This window comes from Microbacterium sp. MF43, assembly GCF_012847295.1.
Classification (GTDB): Bacteria; Actinomycetota; Actinomycetes; order Actinomycetales; family Microbacteriaceae; genus Microbacterium.
The window spans coordinates 378,940-398,821 of sequence record NZ_JABBDY010000004.1; the positions used below are offsets into that span (position 1 = coordinate 378,940).

Annotated in this window: 19 protein-coding genes; 7 read left to right on the plus strand and 12 right to left on the minus strand. The window is 65.5% G+C overall.

The annotated features are described in order from the left end of the window. Positions 1-114 precede the first annotated feature (114 nt). On the minus strand, positions 115-1,239 hold the full coding sequence (locus HF323_RS13725) for a LacI family DNA-binding transcriptional regulator (RefSeq protein WP_169583245.1): 1,125 nt from the start codon (positions 1,237-1,239) through the stop codon (positions 115-117). Here HF323_RS13725 and HF323_RS13730 point away from each other — a divergent pair. From HF323_RS13730 to HF323_RS13760, 7 genes are all read left to right on the plus strand, one after another. Next, positions 1,226-2,575 carry an extracellular solute-binding protein gene (locus tag HF323_RS13730; protein ID WP_169583246.1) on the plus strand — a complete coding sequence of 450 codons (1,350 nt, stop codon included), beginning with the start codon at positions 1,226-1,228 and terminating at the stop codon, positions 2,573-2,575. The two genes, HF323_RS13725 and HF323_RS13730, sit on opposite strands and share 14 nt — an antisense overlap. 71 nt (positions 2,576-2,646) lie before the next feature. Then, the gene (locus HF323_RS13735) at positions 2,647-3,591 is read left to right on the plus strand and encodes a sugar ABC transporter permease (RefSeq protein ID WP_169583248.1); all 945 of its coding nucleotides are present in this window, start codon (positions 2,647-2,649) and stop codon (positions 3,589-3,591) included. A gap of 62 nt (positions 3,592-3,653) precedes the next feature. After that, positions 3,654-4,466: a carbohydrate ABC transporter permease gene (locus tag HF323_RS13740; protein WP_211160585.1), complete on the plus strand. Its 813-nt coding sequence runs from the start codon at positions 3,654-3,656 to the stop codon at positions 4,464-4,466. Continuing rightward, the gene (locus tag HF323_RS13745; protein WP_169583252.1) at positions 4,463-5,830 is read left to right on the plus strand and encodes a glycoside hydrolase; all 1,368 of its coding nucleotides are present in this window, start codon (positions 4,463-4,465) and stop codon (positions 5,828-5,830) included. Before HF323_RS13740 ends, HF323_RS13745 begins: the two co-directional genes overlap by 4 nt. Next, positions 5,824-6,819 carry a glycoside hydrolase family 68 protein gene (locus HF323_RS13750; RefSeq protein WP_169583254.1) on the plus strand — a complete coding sequence of 332 codons (996 nt, stop codon included), beginning with the start codon at positions 5,824-5,826 and terminating at the stop codon, positions 6,817-6,819. Before HF323_RS13745 ends, HF323_RS13750 begins: the two co-directional genes overlap by 7 nt. A 386-nt stretch (positions 6,820-7,205) precedes the next feature. Continuing rightward, entirely contained in the window at positions 7,206-8,123 is a 918-nt protein-coding gene (locus tag HF323_RS13755; RefSeq protein ID WP_169583256.1) for a PfkB family carbohydrate kinase, read from the plus strand. 397 nt (positions 8,124-8,520) lie between these two features. Next, complete coding sequence (locus HF323_RS13760) at positions 8,521-9,366, plus strand: substrate-binding domain-containing protein (RefSeq protein WP_262926872.1); 846 nt, start codon at positions 8,521-8,523, stop codon at positions 9,364-9,366. 261 nt (positions 9,367-9,627) lie between these two features. On the opposite strand, the gene HF323_RS13765 is transcribed toward HF323_RS13760, so the two are convergent. The 11 genes from HF323_RS13765 to HF323_RS15305 form a co-directional block, all read right to left on the minus strand. After that, entirely contained in the window at positions 9,628-10,074 is a 447-nt protein-coding gene (locus HF323_RS13765) for a single-stranded DNA-binding protein (RefSeq protein ID WP_169583260.1), read from the minus strand. Next, positions 10,071-10,589, minus strand: coding sequence for a hypothetical protein (locus HF323_RS13770; protein WP_169583262.1), 519 nt, complete (start codon positions 10,587-10,589; stop codon positions 10,071-10,073). The genes HF323_RS13765 and HF323_RS13770 overlap by 4 nt, the downstream gene beginning before the upstream one ends. Beyond that, positions 10,582-10,983: a hypothetical protein gene (locus HF323_RS13775; protein ID WP_169583264.1), complete on the minus strand. Its 402-nt coding sequence runs from the start codon at positions 10,981-10,983 to the stop codon at positions 10,582-10,584. The genes HF323_RS13770 and HF323_RS13775 overlap by 8 nt, the downstream gene beginning before the upstream one ends. Next, positions 10,980-12,794, minus strand: coding sequence for a TraM recognition domain-containing protein (locus HF323_RS13780; RefSeq protein ID WP_169583265.1), 1,815 nt, complete (start codon positions 12,792-12,794; stop codon positions 10,980-10,982). The genes HF323_RS13775 and HF323_RS13780 overlap by 4 nt, the downstream gene beginning before the upstream one ends. A gap of 20 nt (positions 12,795-12,814) precedes the next feature. Next, positions 12,815-14,095 carry a ParA family protein gene (locus HF323_RS13785; RefSeq protein WP_169583268.1) on the minus strand — a complete coding sequence of 427 codons (1,281 nt, stop codon included), beginning with the start codon at positions 14,093-14,095 and terminating at the stop codon, positions 12,815-12,817. Continuing rightward, positions 14,092-15,480: a hypothetical protein gene (locus HF323_RS13790; protein WP_169583270.1), complete on the minus strand. Its 1,389-nt coding sequence runs from the start codon at positions 15,478-15,480 to the stop codon at positions 14,092-14,094. Before HF323_RS13790 ends, HF323_RS13785 begins: the two co-directional genes overlap by 4 nt. Before the next feature lie 203 nt (positions 15,481-15,683). Continuing rightward, the gene (locus HF323_RS13795) at positions 15,684-17,177 is read right to left on the minus strand and encodes an SCO6880 family protein (protein ID WP_169583272.1); all 1,494 of its coding nucleotides are present in this window, start codon (positions 17,175-17,177) and stop codon (positions 15,684-15,686) included. Further along, a complete protein-coding gene (locus HF323_RS13800) occupies positions 17,174-18,637 on the minus strand; it encodes a hypothetical protein (RefSeq protein WP_169583274.1) in 1,464 nt (487 codons plus the stop codon). Before HF323_RS13800 ends, HF323_RS13795 begins: the two co-directional genes overlap by 4 nt. Before the next feature lies 1 nt (position 18,638). Next, positions 18,639-18,938: a hypothetical protein gene (locus HF323_RS13805; protein WP_169583276.1), complete on the minus strand. Its 300-nt coding sequence runs from the start codon at positions 18,936-18,938 to the stop codon at positions 18,639-18,641. Positions 18,939-18,964: 26 nt separating this feature from the next. Further along, a complete protein-coding gene (locus tag HF323_RS13810; protein ID WP_169583278.1) occupies positions 18,965-19,582 on the minus strand; it encodes a M23 family metallopeptidase in 618 nt (205 codons plus the stop codon). Position 19,583: 1 nt separating this feature from the next. Continuing rightward, positions 19,584-19,882, minus strand: a 299-nt coding sequence (locus HF323_RS15305) for a hypothetical protein (RefSeq protein ID WP_211160586.1), incomplete at its 5' end; no start/stop codon positions are given.

Consider the following 19,882-nt stretch of genomic DNA (forward strand, 5'->3'; position numbering starts at 1 on the left):
CACAGCGCAAGCACGGACGCACAGTTTCGCGGGCACCCGCCAGCAGATCTCGTGAGCGCGGCCAGCCCGAGACCGGTGGGGTGCATCTTCGGCGAGGGTGGACAGTCTGGGCAGTTACCGCCGGATCCCGGGTGAACTGGTCGACTCGCGCACAATCAAGTTCGGAGTCAGCATCGGGAGGGGAGCCGGGGTCCCTCCGCGCATCAGATCGACGACGTAGTCAGCGGCGCGTCGGCCAATTTCCTTCTTTGGATAGTCAATGCAGGTGAGCGGAGGATTAGTCCAGCGTGTGTAGGATCTGTTGTCGTAGCTCACCACGGACATCCCTTTAGGCACCGAGATATGTTGCCGCCTCAGCTCCTCAAGCGCGCCTATCGCCAAGAAATCGTTTCCAGCGAAGATCGCCGTGGCGTCCGTGCCACGGAGGATTTGCTCGGTCGCCGAAGCGCCGTCGACTTCATCCCATGTACGGTCTGTGAAAACCATCAGCGACGGATCTGGTTCGATGCCGGCGTCCGCCAGAGCCTCGAGGTACCCGTTCTTTCGATCCTCCACATCCTCCCGGTAGGACGGCCCGGTGAGGTGTGCGATGCGTGTATGCCCCATGGATATCAAATGGCGAGTGGCCATCTTCCCGCCTGAAATGTTGTCGATCCGCAACGACTGCCATCCAGGTCCTGATGCAGCCCGGTTGAGAACGACAAGAGCCCGCTCGCGCGCGATGGTCGTGAGATACCGATCTGGAAGATGATCCGCGAGCACGATCAAGCCCTTCAGGTCCCGTCGAATCAACTCCGACACCACACGTGTTTCGGATTCTCGGTCGTTGTGGCCTAGGACGCACATCATGTGCACGCCCAGGTACGACAGCCGTTCCTCAATGCCGGTGACGATGTCGCCGCAGAACTCGTCATGCAGGTCTGGAACGACGACTCCGACCATCTCCACGGACCCGCTGAGCAGACCTCTCGCCAAGTTGTTGGCGGGCACCTTCAAGCTGCGCATCGCAGCATGAACTGCTTCGGCGCGCGCGGCCGAGACTGATGCCGTCCCGTTGAGGACCCGTGAAACGGTCGCAGGGGATACGCCGGCCAGTGCCGCCACGTCGGCGAGCGTTGCACCACGTGGTTGAAAACCCTTCACATCCCGAGCATAGCGAGCCTCGCGCCTCTCGGACGCTATTCGCTTCCGTTCCGCCTTGACGAGCGTCGTCGGAGGCGATACCGTGATCGCGCTCAAGAAAGTCTTTCAAGGAGGAATCATGCGTCATCGCAGACTCATCGCCTCAGCGATCGCTGCACTATCCGTCGTAGCCCTTGCCGCTTGCGCCGGTCCCAGCGAGTCTGAACCCGCCGATGAACCGGTCGAACTGGAGGTCTGGACTTGGCTCGCCAGCATGCCGGACGCGGCAAAGCTGTTCGAGGAGGCAAACCCAGGTATCACGGTGAAGGTCACGAATCTGGGCGGGGACACGTTTACGAAGCTCCAGACGGCGATGCAGGCAGGAACCGGCGGGCCAGATGTCGCCTCAGCCCAATTCTCCGAACTGCCTGCGCTGGTAGAAACGGGCGGGGTGGCCGATATCGCCAGCTACGCAGGCCCGGATGTAGAGGGCAAGTACGTCCCGTGGACCTGGTCTCAGGTGTCACCGGATGGCGAGAGGGTATGGGCGATTCCTCAGGACAGCGGTCCGATGACAATGATCTACCGCACCGACGTGCTGGCCGAGTATGGAATCGAGGTCCCGACGACGTGGGAGGAGTTCGCCGATGCCGCCGAGCGGTTGAGTGAAGACTCTGGGGGCACCGTGAAGATTGCCAACTTCGACCCAACCCAGGCGGCGTTCTTCTACGGCCTGGTCTGGGCGGAGGGAGGGCAGTTGTTCGAGCAGGAAGGCGATGGGTGGAAGCAGACGCTCGCTAGCCCGCAAGCGATCGAGGTCGCGGAACGATGGGGGCAGCTCATTGATGCAGGGTACGTCTCTACCTATCCTCGGTTCGCAGCCGACTTCGCGGATCCCATGAATAAGGGACTCATCGCGACCTCCATCGAGGCAGCGTGGGGAGCCGGAAACTTCCAGACAAACCTCGATGCCGCAAACGCCGGCAAGTACGCGCTCGCTCCGATGCCTTCGGCCGACCCCTCCGCCCCCGCCGCAGGCAACTGGGGCGGATCGAGCACGCTCGTCACCACGCAGTCCGAGCATCCCGAGGAAGCGGCACTCTTTGCTGACTTCATCAATAGCGACGACGCGGCAGTCGTATCTAACTGGGAGATCGACGGACTCTTCACGAACTCGGTCGAAGGATTGGAGCTTCCCGAGCTTCACGATACCGAGAGCGATCTGAACACGTTCTTCGGTGGTCAGGACATCGTCCAGGCACTTTCCGACGCTTCGAATACCGTGAACACCGACTTCCAGTGGGCTCCATGGCTCGCCAATGTGAACACCGTTTACGCAAAGTACATGGACATGGCAGTGAAGGGTGAGATGTCTTACGCCGATGCGATTCACGCTTGGCAGGATGAGACGCTGAAGCAGGCGCAAGCGGAGGGATACTCCGTTTCCGAATAGGAACGCTCGCCCCCGCTAACGGGACGCGGCACCGATTCGATCGGTGCCGCGTCCCAATGAAAGGACCTGCCATGGCTCTCCCTGGTGCCGCGCTCGCGACTCCTGTCAAGCAGAAGGAATGGTCACCCGCTTTCCGTGGGCGCCGGAGTAACCTCGCGCCCTATGCGTTCCTCGCCCCATTTGCTGCACTGTTTGTCACGTTCACCCTCGTTCCGGTCGGCTACGCAATCGTCCTCAGCCTTCTCGTTAAAGAACGCATTCCCGGCCAACCGGCCAGCGACGTGTTCGGTGGATTCGCCAACTATCTGCGCGCCTTCACAGACCCCGACTTCCTCACCTCATTCAGCAACATCCTCATTCTCTTGGTCGTGCAAGTGCCAATAATGCTGGGGCTCGCGACAGGACTTGCTCTCACCCTTGACCTCCTGACAGATCGCTTCCGAGCATTCATACAGTCGGTTGCGCTCGTCCCCTACATCGTCCCGGGGGTCATTGCCGGGCTGTTGTGGGGATACCTATACTCCACAAATTTGTCTCCCGCGAATGCTCTTCTCGAAGCCCTCGGAGCGGAACCCATCGCATTCATCAGCCCAGAGCTGATTCTCTTCAGCATCGGCAACATCGTCACCTGGGCATGGACCGGGTACAACATGGTTATTCTCTATGCCGGCCTGCAAACGATCCCGCGAGAGGTATACGAAGCCGCGGACGTCGACGGCGCATCGACGTGGCAGAAGATTCGCCACATAAAGCTGCCGCTACTGCGGCCGTCTCTGGTCGTTTGTCTGGTCTTCACCATAATCGGGACTACGCAAATCTTCGCGGAGCCGTTCGTCCTCTCCCCCCTCGGTTACGTTCCGGAGAACGTCACACCGAACTACTACCTCTACGGCGTCGCGCTGCGAGACGGCAACTACTCATACGGGGCTGCTATCGCTGTGATCATCGCTATGGTTACCTTCCTGGTGTCGCTCGCATTTCTCCGGCGCACTGCCAGCGGATCGGGAGCACGCTGATGCCGCGATCCACATCAGGCAGCGTTCGCGTTCGCCCACATGCCCCGCGGATCCTTACCCTCATGCTGCTGGTCCTTGCGTGTTACTTCCTCGTGCCCGCCGTGTGGCTACTCATCAACTCGACGAAGGACACCGCGCAGATTCAGGGGACCTTTGGGTTCATGATCGCGCTCCCGCTGCATTTCTCCGAGAACCTCGTTGCGCTCTTCACCTATCAGGACGCCGCGTTTTGGGAGTGGCTACGGAACTCGCTCATCTACAGCACGGCAGTCGCGCTAGGAACAGTGATCGTTAGCGCGATGGGAGGGTATGCCTTTGCGGTCTATGAGTTCCGCGGCAAACAGCCCGCCTTCTACATCATCCTCGGGGCGATCATGATTCCCTCGACAGCATTGGTGCTGCCAATCTTCTTCATGGCCAGCTCGGTGGGACTCGTGAACACCTACTGGGGAGTGATCCTTCCGAGCATCGCTAACCCCTTCGCGCTGTACCTAATGCGCGTGTTCTGGGAGACATCCTTACCGCGTGAACTCATCGAAGCCGCGCGGCTCGACGGCGCCCGCGAGTTCAGGGCCTTCGCCTGGATCGGTTTGCCGACTGTCATGCCCGGACTAGCAACCGTCGCACTCACCGCGTTCGTGGGCACCTGGAATAACTTCTTCTTGCCCCTCGTGATGCTCACTGACGACCGTCTCTACCCGCTGACCCTCGGCCTCTCGGTTTGGAACTCAACGGCTGCAGCTCAGAGCGCTCGGGAACCCCTGTACGGCATGATCCTGGTCGGGTCGATCATCAGCATGATCCCTCTGCTGCTGGTCTTTGGTCTAATGCGCCGCTACTGGATCTCGGGACTCACCGCGGGAGCCACGAAATGATCGATCTTGCGCAAAGCGTGAACGCGCCATTCCGTGGGTGGGGGACGTCGCTGGCCTGGATGGGGCGAGGACTAGAAGGGTGGGAGGAACCTGCCCGGCGGCAGGCCATCGCGCATGTGTTCGGCGCGGACGGTCTGGGTCTGAACATCGTCCGGTACAACATTGGCGGCGGAGACGCGCCCGGCCACGATCACATGCCGCACGAGCGGGCGCTCGAAGGCTTCCTCAAGCACGACGGAACGTGGGACTGGAGCGCGGACCGTGGTCAACGGTCGATACTAAGGGACGCGCTCGCCGCTGGCGTGGACTACGTCGAAGCGTTCTCGAATTCAGCCCCGTACTGGATGACGGCAAGTGGGTGCGTCTCGGGCGCCGAACACGGTGGACCCAACTTGCCAGACGCGAATGTTCGTGAATTCGCCCACTACCTCGCAGCGGTGGTCCGTCATCTCATTGATGTGGACCAAATCCCGGTGCGATCGCTCAACCCCGTCAATGAACCGTCCGCCTATACGTGGATCGCAGGCGGGCATCAAGAGGGCTGTCGAGTGAGCAGGCCCCAGCTCATCGAAATACTGAGAGAAACCCGCATGGCACTCGATCGTGCGGGCATCAACCGGGTCGCCCTGGTGGGGCCCGACGAGACCAGTGTCGACGAAACCATCGAGACAGCCCGAGAGGTCTTCCTCGCGGCACCGGACCTCCTAAAGCGCGTCAACACGCACGTGTACGGGTGGGGGAACCGACGGGAACTGGCTCGACTTTCGAGTGAATGGGCGGTCCCGCTTTGGATGAGCGAGTACGGCGTGGGGTCCGGCCCTCACGACCACGACGACATCCGATCGGCGATCGAACTCGCTCGGATGATCATGCGTGACCTGAACGAACTACAGCCGGAAGCCTGGATCTACTGGCAAGCCATCGAAAGCGAGCGCGAATGCGTGGAACGCAATGATAACGGCGGTCTCATCCACGCCGACTTCGCCTCGCAGAAGCTCTACCTCACCAGGCACTACTGGGTGATGCGGGCCTTCACTCATGCGGTCCCCCCAGGTAGTCGCTATTCCGTGGTACCCGACGAACCCGTCCTCGTGGCTGAGCAGCCCACCGGCCGCCGCTCAGCGCTCCTCGTCAACGACACTCTCCGCCCGCGCGTCCACTTCATTGACAAAGTGGAAAATTGGGAGCTGCACCAGTCGGACATCGTTGATGTCGGCAACTGTGGGGACCCCTGGGGAGCGATAGCCCTATCCAACGCGAGGTACTCGGTAACTGTGCCGCCGCAAGCGATCGTCACGATGACCTTCCTTCCGACCGCAGACGGCGGTCCCTCTCGACAGATGACGGAGCCTGACAGATGCTGAAGCTGGACGACTACTGGGTATGGGACAGCTGGAGCGTCACCGATGACGAAGGGCTGAACCATCTCTTCTTCCTCAAGGCAGACAAGTCGCTCCTGGACCCAGACAAACGCCACTACGCAGCGAGGATTGGGCACGCAATCTCGCGCGATTGGACGAGTTGGGAAGTTGTAGTCGATGCACTCCGGCCGTCCGATCATCCGGCGTGGGACGATCTAGCAACCTGGACCGGCTCCGTAGTGAGGAACCCGGAAGGCGGCTGGGTGATGTTTTACACAGGAGTCGCTAGGTCAGACGACGGCCTTGCCCAACGAATAGGCCGCGCATTCTCGGACGATCTGTTTTCGTGGGCAAAGGACGAGAATTTCCTCCTCGAACCCGACCCCCGATGGTATGAAACACTCGCCGATACTGGGTGGCACGATCAGGCGTGGCGCGACCCGTTTGTATTCCAGGACCCAGTCGGCGGGGCGTGGCACATGCTCATCACAGCGCGTGCCAGGCATGGCCACATCAGCGGTCGCGGCGTCGTGGGCTATGCGACGAGTGTCGACCTCGACGAATGGGAAGTGCAAGCAGCGCTTTCCGGTCCGGGCAACTTCGGTCAGTTGGAGGTGCTGCAGACCACCGTGGTTGATGGGCAACCCACCCTGCTATTTTCTTGCCTCCCCGAACACCACTCCCTCGGCCCGGACATTGCGAGGACTTCTGGCGGCGTGTGGACAGCGCGCGGAGACAGCCTGTTGGGCCCGTGGGATCTCGACAATGCCGTGGCCGTTGCGCACGAGTCGCTGTATGCAGCACGGCTGATTGAAGTGAAGCGCCTCGAGCGTCCGGAGTGGGCGCTGCTCGGATTCGTGGACCGCGTCGGCCCCCATTTCGTTGGTGAAATAACCGATCCGTTGCCGGTCGCGGTGACCGAGGGCGTGCTCCACCTGAGTTCAACGGACGACGCCAAAGTTCACTCCGGACGGCCGGGCGTCCTCGACTGAGACCTCGCCTAATGCAGTGATGAGGACGTCAATCGATCTACGGGCGAAGCCTCGCCTGGCCGAGCAAAGAAGAGGCGAAACCCTATGTGTCAGGGGCTAATCATCAGCGAAGACTCGACCTCGGCCACCCCCGGAGCAGGGGCCCATGGAACTCAATGTTGGCGATGCCGACCCCGTCCGGCGGGTCCGGGTCATCGCGCTCTCCACGTCGACACCGACGTTAAGGAGGAACACCGTATCCGAGTCCTCAAGCAATCCCGCGACCAAATGACGTTCGATGTTCACCTCGCCGCAGAGACGGGTTCGGTCTTCGACGACACGTTAGTCCTGCATGTCGCCGGCGCTGCCAGCGGCTTCGATTTACTTCGCTTCAAGGAGGTCCGGCGGTGACGGCGGAAACGGCACTCGACATCGACGTTCTCGTGATCGGTGAGGCCTTGATGGACATCGTGATTAAGGGTTCACAGAGTGTCGAGGCGCCTGGTGGCAGCCCCTCAAACGTGGCCCTCGGGCTTGGTCGACGAGGTGTCGACGTAGCTTTATTGACAAAGCTGGGTTCGGATCCGCGCGGCAGCACCATCACCCGTCATCTCGAAGGGTCCGGAGTATGGGTGCTCGCGGAGTCATTCGGCTCTGGTCCGACTTCGGCCGCCTACGCCCATATCCTCGGCGATGGTTCTGCACGCTACGACTTCCGCATCGACTGGACCCTCTCGCGCGAGCGACTCGGCGTGAAGCCGCGCACGGTGCATACCGGGTCGATCGCGGCGTTCCTGGCTCCCGGAGCCGACATCGTCCTCCAGCACATTGACCGCCTGGGCCCCGAGATCGTCACCTTCGATCCGAACATTCGCCCGGCGCTGGTCGGCGACCCAAACAGCGCGCGTGCCCGCTTCCAAGAGTTCGCCCGACAGTGCACGGTGCTAAAGCTCTCCGACGAAGATGCTGAGTTCCTGTACCCCGGAATGGATCAAGCTGGAGTCATCAGAGCGATCAGCGACCTTGGCCCGAGGCTGATCGCGTTCACGCGCGGCGCAGACGGAGCCGCTCTCGCAGCCGACGGTCACCTCGTCGAGGTCCCAGGTCCAAAGGTCGCCGTCGCGGACACGATCGGCGCGGGCGACACGTTCATGGCAGCGCTCCTCGCCGACTATCCGCCGCTCCACAACGCCGAACTAACGGAACAGCGCGTACGAACTCTGGCGCTCCGTGCAACGGAGGCGGCCGCAGTGACCGTCGGTCGACCAGGTGCTGACTTACCGTGGGCCGCGGAGCTTGCCCCCGACGCACATTCCTCGCCATGAGCGCTGGCGGTCAATCTCGCCCGGCGGCGGGTCGGCACCTTGAGCGCCGTTCTGCGAGGTCCCTTCATACAGACGCGACGGCGAGCGGTGCAGCTGTGTGGCGTAGACCATGGATCGTCATCGGCGGGAGTTCGGCGGCGGGGACTGGCCGCGCACCACGACTTCGAACCCCGACTCGATCGCACTCGGCGCATGGTTCAGTCTGCCTGTGGTTCGGGAACAAGTAATGGTCGGCATCGCTGAGGTAGCGGCGCGTGCGGGGGTTTCGCCCGCCGTAGTCTCGCGAGTGCTGAGCAAGGACTCGAGACTACGCATCTCGCCGGAAACGCGTGCGAGAGTGCTCCAAGCCGTCACAGATCTGCAGTACGTTCCGAGTCACACCGCGCGTTCCTTGAGGATGCGGTTACCCAGTGCGCTCACCCTTGTCATGCCGGATGCGACCAACTCTGTGCACTCTGAGCTCGTGCGTGGAGTGGAATCTGCAGCGCGAGAACGCGAACTGGCTGTGATGCTTGCGAGTTCGGAACGTATCAACGAAGGGCGCGAATGGCTTCGGCGCATCGTGCGAGAAGGGCGCACGGATGGTGTCATTTTCCAGCCTCCTCCGGACCTCGGCAGCGCGGCGGTTCGGTCGGTGACCGAACTGCCCGCTCCGGTCGTCGTGATCAACTGGGACGAGGAATCGGCTGAGCGAACGATAGTTTTCGATGACGCTGCCGGGGCGGAAGCGGCTGTTCGTCATCTCGCCGAACGGGGCCATCGCGATGTGGGGTTTGCCGGAGCGACCCCTGGGCACGCACCCGGCGCGCGACGTCTGCAGGGTTTTGAGACCGCGTTGGGTGATCTGGGCTTGGCACGCAGGCCGGCGTGGATCACCCACGAGGGACTTACAAGCGAGGACGGCAGATCTGCCGCCCGGCAGCTGCTTCGAGCGCCGCGGCTGCCAACGGCGGTCGTGGTAGCCAATATCAACGCTGCATTGGGCTTCCTTGCCGAGATGCACGCAAATGACGTCGAGGTGCCGGCCCAACTCTCAATCATCGCGTTTCATGACGTGTGGCTGGCGGACGCCACGTGGCCACCTCTAACGACAGTCCGAATGCCCTTCCACGAGATGGGGGTTGCTGCAGTGGACATGCTTTTTGCCGATGGTTCGCCGGCGGGCTACCACATCAAAGTCAAGCGTCCTCGCCCGATCATCGTTTCGAGGCAATCAGTCAAGGTGTTGCCGTGTCACCCATAGGCGGGTCACGCCCGACCGAGCTCGCGGCCCCAAACACATACATTGCGAGATCATGGATCCGCTACGGGCGCGTCGCGCACACGGCGTCGGGGCCGCCTTCCCATCTTCCCGGCGGCCCCGTCGTGATTGAGTGCCTGAACCAGCAGGCGCGGCGCCGTATCGCCACACAGGTACGAACAGCTGCGGGAAAGGACCGCCTGATTGCTTGGTCCGGTGGAGCGGGCGGGAGTAGCATTTCTCCCGCCCGCTCCTGCTGTCAGGTCAGCGAGTCATCCCGGCGCCGGCGTACGAGGCCGGTGCGGCGTACGGCCCCGTAGCGTCTGCCGCGGGGCCGTCAGCTTTTGGGTTGCGCTCGACGGCGATGCCCGTGAACTTCAGTGAGGCGCCGACGTTGTCCGCGACGATGTCGCGGGTTTCGCGGGTCTGGCCGGAGTCCTTGTCGACGTAGGTGCCGAATCGCAGGTCGCCGGCGACGAGGACGCTGTCGCCTTTGCGGAGCGAGTCGGCGACGTGGCGGGCCTGCTGGTTGAAGACGACGATGCGGTGGAAGACGGTGCCGGCGTCTTCCCATCGCTGTGTCTCTTCGTTGAGGCGTCGGTCGTTGACGGCGACGGTGAATCTGGCGTAGTCGGTGCCCGATTCTCCGGTGCCGTGTTCGGGGTCGCCGGTGAGGTTGCCCTCGATGGTGACCGGGATCTTGGTCGTCATGAGTGGGTTTCCTTTCGTTGTGAGTCACCCGTGTGGGTGTCTCGGTGGGCGTGGGCCTGGCTGGTCCACGCGTCCCAATCCGCACCCGGGGTTGGCCAGGTGCGGGGTTTCGAGGTTTGGTGTCCGTTGTTGCAGCCGCCGCCGTACGCTTTCGCGAGGCGGGGGAGGGCGATTGCGAGGCGTTCGTGCCAGCCGATCGGCCCGAGGCCGGCGTCGGAGCGGTCGAACATGGCGCGGTGGGCGGTGTGCAGGGCGGAGAGCTCTTCGACGAGCGCGCCGTGCTGGTACCAGCAGACGGGGATCACGGTCTGCGGGATGTTGTAGCGGACAGTGACCCACTCCACCCACCGCCGCAGCCTGTCCCATTCACCGGCCGCGGTGGCGTCAGGGAGGGTGTACCAATCGACGATGTGCGCACCGATCGCCTCAGACGAGACATTCCGGCTGGCGCGTGAACCGGTGAAACCAGCCGCGAAAGCCTGTTCGGCCCTGCTGACGTCCTCGTCGCTACTCATGGGGCACCCCATCCAGCTCGTTGAGCTTCGCGCGGAGACGGTCGAGCGCGAGGGCAGAGGCAGTTCGTCGGTCCCGACCGCGCGAGAGGACGGCGTCCCGGTCGATGAGCCGGTGCAGCAGCTCGTGGCATCCCGGGTTCAGCGGCACGAGGTCGCCGTGGGGCTCACGGGCGTGCCACCGTCCACCGTCCTTGTAGACGCCGTGGTAGTCGGTGTGGTGCAGCTCGAGCTCCGCGGATGTCGCCGGGTGCCCGCATGCCTGGCAGGTAAGAGGGATGCCGGTGCGGGCGTGAGCCCTGAACCATCGGTCGCGGCGGGCGAACCACTCGGGCGATTTCAGGTACCCGGCGCGGTATGAGCGACCGGTGTTGGCGGGGCGGCGAGCGTTGCTCACTCGGGCACCTCCTCCACAGCCGGCTCGGGGTCCGGGGTGGATGCCGGCATCGGGCCGCGGAAGACGTCGGCCTGTTCGGCTTCGGTGGCGGCTTTGGTGGTGCGGATGTCGGCGGCGTCGCGTCGTTCATCCCACCCGGTGAGCTCGAGCAGCACGCCGCGGCGGTTGCGGTAGGCGAGGAGACCGGTGTTGTGCGGCATCCGCCTGATCTCGTCGACCGACATCAGCGGGACTCGTTCGCGGTGCTCGCTGGTGGAGTGCCCGGCGTCGCGAGTTGACCAGGACCGGCTCGTTTGGCGTGTCTCCCTCATGCCGAGGAGGGCTTCGATGTCGCGGAGATGGTCGACGTGGCTGGCGCCGCCGAGGATGACTTTGGCGGTGGCGGCAGCCCAGATGGTGTCTGCTTCGGCACGGGACCAGGCCGTCTCAGCCTGTGAGAGGGCTTGCAGGACGACGAATGTGCAGATCCCGCGGCCTCCGCCGTCGGCCATGATCCGTGGCAGGTTGCCCCACCGGAACATGTTGACAATCTCGTCCAGGATCAGCCCGAGCGGGTGTGGGAGGCGGGAGCCGGGGGAGGCGAGTGCACGGATGCGGGCCACCTCGACGATGTCGTCCAGCACGGCGGACAGCCATCCGCCCATCGCGGATGCCCCGGAGGCGGAGCCGATCAGGTACAGGGTGTTGGCGTCGTCGAGGAACGCGCGCGGGTCAAAGGCTCGGTCGCTTGGGGTGGGGTTGAGGGCGTCGCGGATCTGCGGGACGGCGAGGGGAGCGACGGCGCCTTGGACACCGAACCAGATCGAGGAGGCGAGCTTCTCGTCGCCTGCGATGGTGGCCTCGAGGCTGTCGCCCCACCCGGGGGCGCCGTCGGAGCGGAGCACGTCGACCGCGGCACGTGCGAGGTGTGGGCTGGAGCCCCAGTCGTAGATGTCGGCGATCGACCGGCCCCCGACAGCGGCAGCGTGCAGGAGGCGACCGAGAACGACACCGGATGCTTGCGCCCACTCCTCGTTGGTCTGTGATGCGCCGAGCGCGGTGCCGGTGATGATGGCGGTGCCGCGTTGCATCGCGACGAGCGGGTTTTCGCAGCCGGCGATCGGGCTGATCCGGAGCGGGTGGGGGATGCCGGAGAGTGCTTGTGGGTCGAAGACGTGTACGTCGCCGCGCCGCTGCCGCATCCGCATCGTCGCGGTGAGGTTGTCGTTGGTGGTGGAGGTCGTGATGAGGGGGCCGGTCCAGTCCAGGATCGCGGAGATCAGCACCCGATAGCCCTTGCCGGATCGGGGCGGGCCTTCGAGGGCGACCGAGTCCTCAATGGACACGTAGACGTCCATTCCTCGAGATCGGCCAACCCGCCATCCAACGTCGGACGGGCCGGGCTTGGTGATGTCGGGGCGCAGCTGGGTGGCGCGGCGGAGGACGGCTTTGGCGGAGAGGTGGTCGCGGATCTCGGATGCCGGTGCGAAGCCGGGTCGAAGTCGGAGGTCGGTGAGGAAGGACCGGTCGGAGTGCCGGTACCGCCGATACGCCGCTACCGCCCAGATCGCGATCGCGGCCACCAGGAGAAGGAGGAGCAGGTCGGCGACGCGAATCTGCCACACCGGCAACGCACACCCGGCGGGTGCCGTGTACGCGGCGGGGTCGCCGGTGACGGCAAGCCACAGTCCGGAGAACAGACCGGCCGGGGTGGGACGGGCGCCGCAGGTCAGCTGGGTGATGGCTTCGGCGGTGAAGGCGAACAGGAGACTGAGCAGGATCGCAGCGGCCACCCCGATGGCGGCGATCCTGCCCAGCAGCCCCTCAAACATCAGCGTGGCGCCCCCTCAGTTCACAGGTGGGATGCGGTGTAGGCGGCGACGGTGCCCCACGCGTCCCTGGTCTTCGGGTGCAGGGCGTCGAAGCGCAGCGGCCCGGACTTCAACGCCGGGTCGAACGGGATGGTCGCGACCGCACCGACTTGGCCGGTGAACCCATCGACGATCCGGTCCACCTCGGCCCGCTGGGTGGGTTCGGGGTTGGTGACGACGACGACCGCGTTTGCGGCCAGCTGCGCGGACCGCTCGTCGCGCCGCCGCAGCGCGTCCAAGAGGAGGGAGGCGGATTCGGCGGGTTCGGGGGCGGCGAGGGTGGGGATGACGAGCTGGTAGCTGGAGTCGATCATGCGCAGCCAGCGTTCGGCGGATTCGTCGTTGCCGGAGTCGAAGATCACCAACCGGTAGTAGCGGGCGGCGACCTGCATGAGCAGGTCGAACTCGGTGTGCTCGATCCGCTGGTCGGTGGCCAGCAGTTCCGGGTTGGAGCGGAGCACGTCGTAGCGGTCGGTGGTCTGGTGGTGCACGAACCGGGAGATATCCGACACCCCCGCGGTGGGGGCAAGGAGGTTCGGGGCGGCGGGGAGGAGGTCGCGGACTGTGGTGTCGTAGAGGCCTTGTTCGGTGCGCCAGCCGAGGGTGCCGCGAGTGTCGTTGTTGTCCCACGCGAGTACGTTGCCGCCGCCGTAGCGCGCGTAGACGGCGGCGAGCATCGCGGTGGTCATGGTCTTGCCGACGCCGCCCTTCCCGTTGACGACGGCGATGGTGCGGCATCCGGCCCACTGTCTCGAGACCACCTGCTCCCGGTCACGCCGCGCAACCTCCGCCGGGGACGGCTTCACCGTAATCCCGAGGCTTGCCAGCACACCCCGCCACCCTGTGGTGGCCGTGGACGGTCCGGTGTGCGGGGTGATGAACGAGGTTCGCCCGGGAGCCTGCTCCCTTCCTACGTCTTCGCTTGCAGGGGTGTCGTCGGGGACGGTGATGGTGATACTGCGGCGCAGTGTCTCGGCGGGTGCGTTCTGCTCCGGTGTGGCTGGGGGCGCGTAGGTTTCGGCGTCGGGGGCTTGGGTGATGTCGCCGGTGGTGGTGATGAGGAGGCGGTGGTTGCCGCGGTCGCCGGCGGTGACCAGTTCGACGGGTTCCCCGTTGCGGCGGGCTTCCTCGGCAGTGCGGGCGACGATGACTTGCCGGATGTCTTCGTCGGGGGCGACTTCGAGGGGTTCGGTGTGTCCGTCGGGGGTGGTGAAGGTGGCGGTCGGGCCGGTGACGGTCGCGTACACGCGTGGGGTGGTCATTGGTACTCCTTGGTGGGGGTGAGCCACCCGTCCACGCCGGTGTCGGCGGGGGCGGGCCAGTAGTCGTCCAACTCGTCCGGAGCGAGGACGGTGAGGTGGGCGGGGTCTTGATGGTCGGAGGGTCGGACGGCGTCGTCGGTCTTGAACAGCTCGTACTCCCACGGCGTCGACGTGGCAAAGCAGTCCACCAGGTAGGCGTATTGGCCGACGTAGGCGAGGAACTCGCCCTTGCGCAGCTGCCGGGCCATGTCGACGTGCGGGGTGGGCATGTTCAGCCGGGTGCGGAGCGAGGTCTGTTCTTGGTGGTTGGTGCGGAAGATGAACTTGTTCTCGATGTCGCCGACGATCGAGTAGGCGAGGTTGCGTTCCTGTGAGTCGGCGGTCCCGACGGCGTCGAGGTCGCCCATCTTGTGCAGGATCACGATGTTGCTGATCCCGTAGTGCCGACTTAGCTTGAGCCATTGCTGGTACATCTGCAGCGCCGCGAGGGAGGTCATGTCGCGCCAGCCTTCTTCGCGGATCACGTACCGGGTGCGGTGCGCGGACCGGTCCGACACCACCGCCTGAATCCACGCCGTCGTGCACACCTGCGTCAGCTGCGCGACCAGGTCGCCGCGCGCGAACAACTCGGACGTGTCGACGACCACGATCGGGGCGTCGGCGTCGAACGCGACTGTCGATTCGTCCTCGAACAGACCGGAGAGGTCGCCTTCGACGAAGCGGCGGAGCACGAACCGGGGCTGCACGGCCGCCTCGGCGAGGCGAGTGTCGGCGCTGGGGTCGGTGGTCATGCGGCCGAGTTCGTCGTAGACGCCGCGAAGGGTGGGCTGGTCGTTGGTGTTGGTGATGCAGCGTTGCAGGGCGTCGTGGATGCAGGCGTGCTCGACGGCGGTGAGGCGTTGCCCGCCGAGGGCGAGTTCGATGAGAGTGATGAGGGTGGCGATCCGCCGCTGCCGCACCATCTGCTCGTGCTGCTCGTCGCCGGCATCCGAGCGGCGTGGTCCGCGGTCGAGCGGGTTGAGGCGGGCGGTGGTGCCGCCGCCGAGGGTGATGACCTTTCCGCCGGGGATCGAGTCGGCGACGATCACCCACTCGCCCTTCGCGTCGGAGGGGACGACGGCTTGGTGGCCGAAGGCGAGGGACCGGGTGACGAGAGTCTTCACGGCGGCAGACTTCCCGGCCCGATATGCGCCGAGGACGAGGATGTTGGTGGAGAAGGTGCCGCGCTCGGTGGCATCCACGTACGTCTCCCAAGGCGAGAAGTGCCACAGCGCGTCCGCGTTCAGGTCGACGCCGATGATGGGGCCGCGGTGGCCGAGGCCGGCATCGGCGACGAACGGGTAGATCCCGGCCAGGTGCTGCGAGGTCGCCTGGTGCGCTGGCACCCACGCCGGCGCCAGGTTCCAATACCCGCCTTCGGTCAGCCCAGGTCCCAACGGCCCACGCACCGTGGGTTCCGGCAGGCTGCGGTCTCGTCGCGAGCTCCGCGGCGTCTCTTTGCCGGAGCTTGGCGCCGCGGTTCGTTTCAGGGTGCGACGCTCTTGCCGGTTGAGGCCAGCAGGTTCGAAGAATGGGGTGTGGCGGGGCATCACTTCATTCCCAGCCCGACCGGGAGTGCGTTGACCATGAGGGCTTCGGCTTGCTGGCAGTACAGGATCTGCGCCTCCATCCCCGCCCGCGACAGCGCGTTGCGCATCCCTGCGAGGGCTTGGTCGAGGCGTTCCTCGTCGGGGGCGGTGACGGTGAGATAGGCGCCGTAGCGGAACTCGCCGTGCCCGGCGACGATCTCCTGCTCCTGCTTCTCCAACGCATCCCAGTCCGCGGCATCCGCGGCGGACCCGTCGGCACCGCGCTTCGCGCGCAGCTTCTCGTTCCCTCGCCACACCTTCTTCTCGTCCCGGATCCTCTTGAGCGCCTTGCTAACGGGGACGGGGGTGAGGACGAGGGAGAAGATGTGGGTGACGGCTTCGCCGGTGTGCGGGTGGCGGGCGAACACCACCGGGGCGACGAACCCGACCGGTGCGTCCGACCGGGGCCACTCGTGCACCCACATCGTGGTGTGCACCCCGGAGTCGGTGTATACGACCCCGTTCTTCCCTTTCGGCTCCTCCAGGCGCATCGGGCCCAGCGCGACCGGATCGACCCCGATGTGGGTGTCGTCCCGGTTCTGCACGATAGGGGCGAATTCCGGGTCGAACGCCACGCGTGCCAGCGCGGCGACATCCCGCGGAGATAGCCACTTCCGGACGCTGACCTTTGCGGCCCGGAGGGCGTCGGCGAGGTTGCCGGCCTCGAGGTAGGCGAGGGTCTGGATGGCGTCCTTGCCGCCGCCGAGGGACTTCAGCTGCGGGCCGAGCGCGATGAGGTCGAGGGTGAAGGTGAGGTAATTGCGATGCGCGACCGCGAACCGCTCCGCCCCATTCATCACTGCCTCGTAGTTCTCCACGACCGGGGTCGCGGCGTCCAGCTCGCGGCGGACGCGGACGGTGTCGTAGTGCTCCCGGGCGGCGCGGATCGTGGTGGGTAGGGTGCGCTCCTGCAGCGTGACCCGCTTCACGCCGGGGCGTTGGGTGAAGGAGGCGAGGACCTGCGCCCACTGCTGGGCGAGGTCGTACCGGTCGGGGGTGTCGTGCATCAGGAAGCCCTGCACCTCGAGCTCCGCAGTGACGGACACGGTTCGCTCGTGGGGGTTGTAGAGGCAGGCGACATCGTTGACGTCCCAGAACTGGATGGATGCTCGCACGCCGGGGAGGTTGAGCGTGCCCACCAGTTCGCGGCGTTCCGGCCGGAACCGTTGCTCGGTCGCCCCGGTCGTGTGGCGGAGCTGCTTCATCACCCAAAGCCCGCCCATCCGGGGTGCCGAGATGCCATGAATGGTCGCGACGGCTGTCCCGCCGAGGGCGAGGTAGATCGGCGCGGCGTAGAGGAGTCCCGGAGGGCCGAACCGGTTCACCGCGATGAGGACGGTGACGGCGGCGGCGGCAAGGAAGGTGAGCTGCCACCCGTCCATGCCCATCACGATTCCCTGCCGGGATCGGCGGGGCAGCCGCACCGGGCGAGCGAGGTCAGGGGTCGTGCTCATGACGGAGTCCTTTCCACTCGGGGCGACGAGGGAGGCGGCGGTGAGCTGGCGCTCCGTTGCGGCGGTGAAGCCGTGGCGCGCGCCAACTGAGGAGCAGTGGACGTCGCGGCGGCGGTCCGGTTAGCGGGTGAGCTCGCACCGCGCGCCGTCGATGTCTTCGCCGCGTCGGCTCCACTGGTTGTCGCGGTCGCGGGTCGGCCGGTGCCGTTCTTCGCGCTGGCCGCCACTCCTGCGGGAGCGCTGCCCAGACGGGTGGGGATGGCGACGGCGGTGCGGGCGGCGCGGCCCCCGAGGTGGCCGGCGTGGCTGCCGAGCCGGGAGCCGACGCCGTCCGCGGCGACAGCGCCGACGAAGCTGAACAGTCCGAAGATCGCGAACGGTGCGAACGCCACCAGGGCCAGCCCGAACAGTAGCGGCCACGCCTGCGGATCCCAGATGGTGCTCACCGCGGAGAGCCCGTTGATGATGAGGGTGACGAACCCGATCGTGAGTGGACCGGTGAGGAGGAGTACCACGACAGCGGACACGTAGCGGACCACCCATTGCGGCCCGAGCCCGCGGACGGGGAACAGCATCCACGCCACCGGGCCGACCGCGATGAGGGCGGCCAGGACGATGTTGCGGAAGGTGAAGACCAGCATGAGCAGCAGCATCCCGACCATCAAGAGCCCGTGGATGAGGAACGCGAAGAAGTAGTTCGCCTGCCCGCCGGCCCACATGACTCCCTGGAGGGTCGCGAACAGCGTCGTCGGACCGTCGCGGTTCATGATGTACCAAGTCATGTCGTCCATCGCGTTCAGCAGGTGTCCAGTGAGCCAGAGGGTGATCGGCACTGCTGCGACGGCGAGGAAGGATCTGCCGACCGCAGCGACAACCTCGCCGCGGTCGCCGGAGACGACGGCGGCGGTGACCGCCCACACCATGGACCCGAACGTGACGACGAGGATCGCCCACGCCCAGAACGACCACTCCCCGGTCGCCGCATCCCACAGCAACGACGAGGTATCGAAGCGCATGTTCGCCGCAACGGCGTACATCATCGCTGTTGCTGACATGGCCATTCCGCGGCCCGCGTTCTCGAACGTGATGCACGCTACGTCGCCGATACTGCAGCCGTACTCAACCAGCGCCACCTTGCCGCCGTCGGCTTGGATCGCGTCTGCGTGATCTTCGTAGGTGGTGCACACCGTGGTTCGCTCGCCCGCGACCAGCACGCCCAGGTAGCAGGTCTGTGCCGTTACGTTCGTAGGGCTCGTGGGTGTGCAGGTGCCTTGTCCGCCGGCGGTTTGACAGCCGACCGGGTACTGAGGAGCCGACCATGGCTCACCGGTGATCGCAGTCGCATCGGCGATCACCGCCCGGCTTGAGGGGTCCTGAGCGGCGTCGGCCGGTGCATGCGCGCCCATCGCTAGGCCGGCGCCGAGCGCGAGCGAGGCGAGCAGGATGCGCACGATCCTCATGTCAGAAGCCGAAGTCGAAGTTGACGAAGAAGGCGAACAGGCCGCTGGCGGCTCCGAGGACGGCGGCGGCGAGGAAGATCCACATGATGCTCTCGCCCGCCCAGGTGCGCACCCGGTCGGACGCGAGGCCGCGGAAGGCGAGCGCGGCGCCGGCGATGATGAGCATCACCAGGACCACAAGCATGGCCACGGCGAGGATCCAGGACGCGATGACTTGGAATCCTTCGAAGAAGGGCGCGGAGTAGTCCGGCTGGATGTCTGGGACGTCGACATCCAGTGGGGTGCGAAATGGGGTGGTCATGGCGGTTCCTTCCGTGGTGGTCGCTCTCAGGTCAGGGGGAGGCCGCGGGCGGCCATGAACGGTTGGGGATCCAGGCGAGTGTTGTCTTGGCGGACTTCGAAGTGCAGGTGGCAGCCGAAGGAGCGGCCGGTGTTGCCTTCCGCGCCGAGTGGCGTCCCGGCGGAGACGGACTCCCCGACGTCGACGCGGATCGAGTTCCATTGCATGTGGCCGTAGATGGTGACCAGACCGTTACCGTGGTCGATGCGGACCGTGTTGCCGTAGTCCAGGTAGACGCCGGCGGTCATCACTTCGCCGGGCCCGGCGGCGTAGATGGTGCTGCCGCAGCCTTGGGCCATGTCGTAGCCGCGGTGCTGGCTCGGGCAGTAGCTGCACCCGACCACTGGGTTGTACCCGAATCCGCGGCCCTTCGTGTACGCACCTGCCAGCGGGTAGCCCCACTCGCCCTGGACGGCCGGTTCGATGCCGGGGGCTGCGGTGCCCCGCGCGCCGGCACTGGCGCCCACGACGGCGAAGGAGATCGCGATCAGTGGTGTGATCGCGATGCCCGCCATCAGCGCGAGGGCAAGGACGATCCCGACGGCTACCCGGCGTCCCGTCCTCGTTCCGGCGAGGGCAGTGACGGTGGCGACCGGGGCAGGCATGTCAGGGCTCCACTGGCTCCGTGAAGAAGCGCACCACCTTGCAGTCCCCAACCTGCTGCGCTGAGTCCGGTGCCGGAACCGACCCCGGACCGCACAGCACCTGCACACTCACCCGCACCGACTCCTCATACGAGGACTCGACCCCAGAACCATCCGATCGCGTGAACTCCAGCACGACATCGGAGCCTGACCCGCTTTTCCGGACACCAACTTTGAGGCGATGATCGTCTCGGAAGGAGTCCGTGAGATGCCCGCACCACATTCGCCGGAGTTTCGGCGTCGAGCCCTGGATCTGGTCGC